Annotated in this window: 3 protein-coding genes; all 3 read left to right on the top strand. The window is 59.1% G+C overall.

Annotated features, from left to right (window positions below; translation table 11 throughout):
- Positions 1-436 precede the first annotated feature (436 nt).
- The 3 genes from DW211_RS09895 (at position 437) to DW211_RS09885 (ending at position 4,871) form a co-directional block, all read left to right on the top strand.
- A complete protein-coding gene (locus DW211_RS09895) occupies positions 437-2,437 on the top strand; it encodes an NAD(+) synthase (RefSeq protein ID WP_118260585.1) in 2,001 nt (666 codons plus the stop codon).
- A gap of 118 nt (positions 2,438-2,555) precedes the next feature.
- Positions 2,556-3,719, top strand: coding sequence for a pyridoxal phosphate-dependent aminotransferase (locus DW211_RS09890; RefSeq protein WP_118260583.1), 1,164 nt, complete (start codon positions 2,556-2,558; stop codon positions 3,717-3,719).
- Between the two features lie 201 nt (positions 3,720-3,920).
- Positions 3,921-4,871, top strand: a complete 951-nt coding sequence (locus DW211_RS09885) for an L-lactate dehydrogenase (protein WP_006234343.1) — start codon at positions 3,921-3,923, stop codon at positions 4,869-4,871.
- Positions 4,872-5,066: the final 195 nt, after the last annotated feature.

The raw sequence follows: 5,066 nt of genomic DNA, 5'->3' as shown, positions 1-5,066 counted from the left end.
GCTGAGTCCTGAGGCTGTTGCAATGAAAATGAGAATCAAGGAGGGACTATCGACAAACGAGGAGCAATTAAACAAGTTGGTTGATAATTGCATGAAAGCAGATATACTACAATTGATTAGATAGAGGAGGTTTCTGCATGGACGTTATTAACAAAGATCTCTTGGAGCAACTGAAAGAGTCTCAGGAAGAGGGCGTCGTGGTAGAAGTGTTCGACTTTGAGGACTACATGGATAAATTCTGCCATTAGTTTCGGAATTAACTTGCCTCGCTTAAAGGAGAAGTCGATTATCGATTTCTCCTTTTTTAATTAAAGATATTTTTGGAATACATGCTCTTAGCACAGGTTGGCGTCTCAGTAAACTGAGAGGTTGCTTTGGCTAGTTAGAGATATGTGAACGTCCGTTAGACTGAATCTCAGGGTAGAAGGGGCCTCCAGTGTCCAGATCAACAAGGCAATGCTGCGTTTCGGCTAATAAGAACGATGGCTTTTTGCGTGTGGCGGCGGCGTCGCCGCAGATTCGCGTGGCCGATGTCGAGGGTAATGCCGAGGTTGCGCTGGCAGCTGTTCGCAGAGCTGCCGAGCGCGGCATTCGCGCGTTGGTGTTGCCCGAGCTTAATCTGTGCGGCTATACCGCGGCCGATCTGTTCCATAACCGCACACTGCTGCATGCCTGCGAGGCGGCACTTGTGCACATCCTTGATGAAACCCGTGAGTTGCCGGTCGTCTTTACCATCGGTCTTCCCGTTGCAGTTGCCGAGAATATCTACAACTGCGCCGCCGTGTGCTGCGCGGGCGAGCTTTTGGGCCTCACGGCCAAGAAGTATCTGCCCAACTATGGCGAGTTCTATGAGCGCCGTTGGTTTGCTCCGGCGCCTGCGGATCCCGTGTGGGTTGAATTTGCCGGTCAGGGTCCGGTCCCGCTGGGTTCGGGGCTTGTCTACCGTTGCTGTGATGAAGGCGCCGAGGACCTGGTGCTGGGCGTTGAAGTCTGTGAGGACCTGTGGGTGCCGGCACCCCCTTCGACCGAGATGGCGCTTGCCGGTGCGACGGTGATTCTCAACCCGTCGGCCTCGGACGAGATTATCGGCAAGGCGGATTACCGCCGCAGCCTTATCTCCAATCAGAGTGCGCGCCTGTACTGCGCCTATGTCTACGCCGATGCGAGCGAGGGCGAGTCCACGACCGACATGGTCTTTGCGGGCGAGAACCTGATCTACGAAAACGGCTCTAAGCTGGCCGCCACCAAACTGCTTACCTGCGACATGGCCGTCGCCGATGTTGACCTTGACCGCCTGGTTGCCGAGCGCCGCCGCTCGACGACGTGGACACGCGCGGACGATGCGCCGGAGGACACGACCGTTGAGTTTTCGTTTGAGGGTGTGTTGGCCGAAGAGCCTGTCCTGCGCGATGCCTGCGATATCGACCGCGTTTTCCCGCGCGCGCCCTTTGTGCCGGCCGACCATGGCGACCTGGCCGAGCGCTGCGAGACCATCCTCGACCTGCAGACTGCGGGCCTCAAGACCCGCCTTGCCCATACGGGTACCAAGGCGGCTGTCATCGGTCTTTCGGGCGGCCTGGACTCCACGTTGGCACTGCTTGTGACCGTGCGTGCCTTTGATGCGCTGGGGCTGCCGCGCACAGGCATCACTGCCGTGTCCATGCCCGGCTTTGGCACGACGCATCGTACCAAGTCGAATGCCGAGTCGCTCGCTCGCGACCTTGGCGTGAGCTTCCGCGAGGTTTCGATCCACGCGGCCGTGGAGCAGCACTTCAAGGACATTGAGCACGATTCGGCCGTGCAGGACGTGACTTACGAGAACAGCCAAGCCCGCGAGCGTACGCAGATTCTGATGGACTTGGCCAACCAGGCTGGCGGCTTTGTCATCGGCACCGGTGACCTGTCGGAGCTGGCGCTCGGCTGGGCTACCTATAACGGAGACCACATGAGCATGTATGCCGTCAATGCGAGCGTGCCCAAGACGCTTGTGCGTCATCTGGTGCGTTATGCGGCTGATGTCTTTGGCGGGCGTATTGCCGAGACGCTGCTCGACATCCTCGATACGCCGGTGTCCCCCGAGCTTCTGCCGCCCACGGGCGACGGCGAGATTGCGCAGAAGACCGAGGATTTGGTGGGCCCGTACGAGCTGCACGACTACTTCCTCTACTACCTACTGCGTTTTGGCTTTGAGCCGGGCAAGATCTACCGCATGGCGCTCAAGAGCTTCGAGGGCGTCTACGATGCCAAGACCGTTCACACGTGGCTGCGTACGTTCTATCGTCGCTTCTTTGCCCAGCAGTTTAAGCGCAGCTGCCTGCCCGATGGTCCCAAGGTGGGCTCGGTGACGCTCAGTCCGCGCGGCGATTGGCGTATGCCGAGTGACGCCAGCTCGCGACTGTGGCTTGCGCAGATCGACGCGCTTAATGCAATTGACTAAGGTTGGCTAAATTGAACCAATGCGGGGGTTGCAAGCGTTACACTTTTGCAATCTGATGGCCCGTATCGCGCGGCGCTCTTGTCGGAGCGCCGCGTTTTTCATATCGAAAGGTGGCACCATGCAGGCATCGCAGCGTCTCGACCGCTTTGGCGCGGAGGTCTTCGCCTCGCTCAACAACGAACTTCTCGCGCTGAAGGCTCAGGGCAAGACTATTTACAACATGAGCGTGGGCACGCCCGACTTTAAGCCGTACGACCATGTGGTCGAGGCGCTCACGCATGCAGCCCAAGATCCCGAGATGTGGAAGTATGCCCTGCGCGACCTGCCCGAACTCAAACAAGCCGTGTGCGATTACTATGAGCGTCGCTTTGGCGTTTCGGGCATTACACCGTCCATGGTGCAGTCGTGCAACGGCACGCAGGAGGGCGTGGGCCATTTGGGCCTGGCCCTGCTCGATCCGGGTGACACCATCCTGGTTCCCGATCCGTGCTACCCGGTCTTTGAGGCGGGTGCCAAGATCGCCGATGCCAAGCTCGAGTACTATCCGCTGGTGGCGGAGCACAATTACCTGCCCTATGTGGCGGGTATCGATCCCGAGGTGGCCGATCGTGCCAAGTACATGATTGTGTCGCTGCCCGCCAACCCGGTGGGCTCGGTGGGCACGCCCGAGGTCTACGAGGAGGTCATCGCTTTCGCCCGCGAGCACGACCTGCTCATCGTTCACGACAACGCATACTCCGACATCGTGTTCGACGGCGAGCCGGGCGGCAGCTTCTTGCAGTATCCCGGCGCGCTCGAGGTGGGCGTTGAGTTCTTCTCGCTCTCCAAGTCGTTTAACGTCACCGGTGCGCGTATCGGCTTTTTGGTCGGTCGCGAGGATGTGGTCTCGGCCTTTGCCAAGCTGCGCGGCCAGATCGACTTTGGTATGTTCTTCCCGATCCAGAAGGCTGCTATCGCCTGCCTGAACGGTCCGCGCGATGAGGTCGAGGCGCAGCGTCTGAAGTACCAGGAGCGCCGCGATGCCCTGTGCGACGGTCTTGAGGGCCTGGGCTGGGAGCGTCCCAACGCGCATGGCTCTATGTTTGTGTGGGCCAAGCTTCCCGGTGGTCGCACCGATTCCATGGCGTTTTGCGAGGAGCTCATGGAGAAGGCCGGCGTTGTGGTGACGCCGGGCGCGAGCTTTGGTCCTTCGGGCGAGGGACACGTGCGCATGGCGCTGGTCCTGCCGCCCGATCAGATTGCTTTGGCTGTCGAGGCCATCCGCGAGGCGGGTCTGTATTAGAAACCTGTTTCGACTCGTCAATAGCTCGAAACCGATTTCGTGCAGTTATTTTACGAATCCTGCAAACAATTTCGGTAAACGGTCGATTTTTGGCTGCGAATAGGAGCATAATCAAAGTCCCGATTGGATGTATTGGGATTACGACAAGCCGCTCGGGTCGTTCCCGGGTGGCTTGTTTGTGGAGAGAGATGGGAGTTTCTAATGGTTAACGAGAAGAAGGTCGCTATTGTCGGCTGCGGTTTCGTCGGTTCGTCTTCGGCGTTCGCGCTGATGCAGAGCGGTCTGTTCTCCGAGATGGTCCTCATCGACGTGGACAAGAACCGCGCCGAGGGTGAGGCCCTGGATATCGCGCACGGCATGACGTTTGCCGAGCCGATGAAGATCTACGCCGGCGATTATTCCGATGTCGCCGACGCCGCCATGATCGTCGTCACCGCTGGCGCTGCCCAGAAGCCCGGTGAGACCCGTCTGGACCTGGTCAACAAGAACGTCAACATCTTTAAGTCCATCATTCCCGAAATTAAGAAGTCTGGCTTCGACGGCATTCTGCTCATTGTCTCCAACCCGGTCGATGTTCTGACCTATGCCGCCATCAAGATGTCCGGCCTGCCCGAGGGCCATGTCATCGGCTCCGGCACCGTGCTCGACACTGGCCGTCTGCAGCAGATGCTTGGTGCCCACGTCGAGGTTGACCCGCGCGATGTCCAGGCCTATGTCATGGGTGAGCACGGCGACTCTGAGTTTGTCGCTTGGTCCAGCGCCCAGGTTGCCGGCGTGCCGCTGAACACTTTCTGCGAGCTTCACGGTCATCTGGAGCATGAGGCTGCCGAGAAGCGCATCGCCGAGGACGTCAAGAACTCCGCCTACACCATCATCGAGAAGAAGCACGCCACCTACTATGGCGTCGCCATGGCCGTCAAGCGCATCTGCACCGCCGTCATGCGCGATGAGCAGACCGTTCTGCCCGTCTCCTCGCTCATGGTGGGCGAGTATGGCCTGTCCGATCTTGCCATCTCCATGCCGACGGTCGTTGGCCGCGACGGCGTCGTCTGTCGCGTCCCCGTGCCGCTGAACGATGACGAGCAGCATGAGCTCACCGCCTCCGCCAAGGCCCTCAAGGACATCATCGACAGCGTCGACTTCTCCTGCTAAATCAAGCTCGCTAGAGCGAAAAGCTACAATGAAGGCGTCCGGGTCCACACGGCCCGGGCGCCTTTTTGGTGCAAAGTAACCTGACCCCAATGCACCATAGTTGATGGGAGGGCCATGCCGGATTCGCCTAATTTTTTGACATATGCCCAGACGGGGTAGTGTCGAGAAAGTTGGTGTAGCGCCCGATTCGAAGCG

The sequence above is a fragment of the Collinsella sp. AM18-10 genome (assembly GCF_003471585.1).
GTDB lineage: Bacteria > Actinomycetota > Coriobacteriia > Coriobacteriales > Coriobacteriaceae > Collinsella.
The sequence above is the reverse complement of the archived record's forward strand: the minus strand, read 5'-3'. Positions and strand labels throughout refer to the sequence as shown.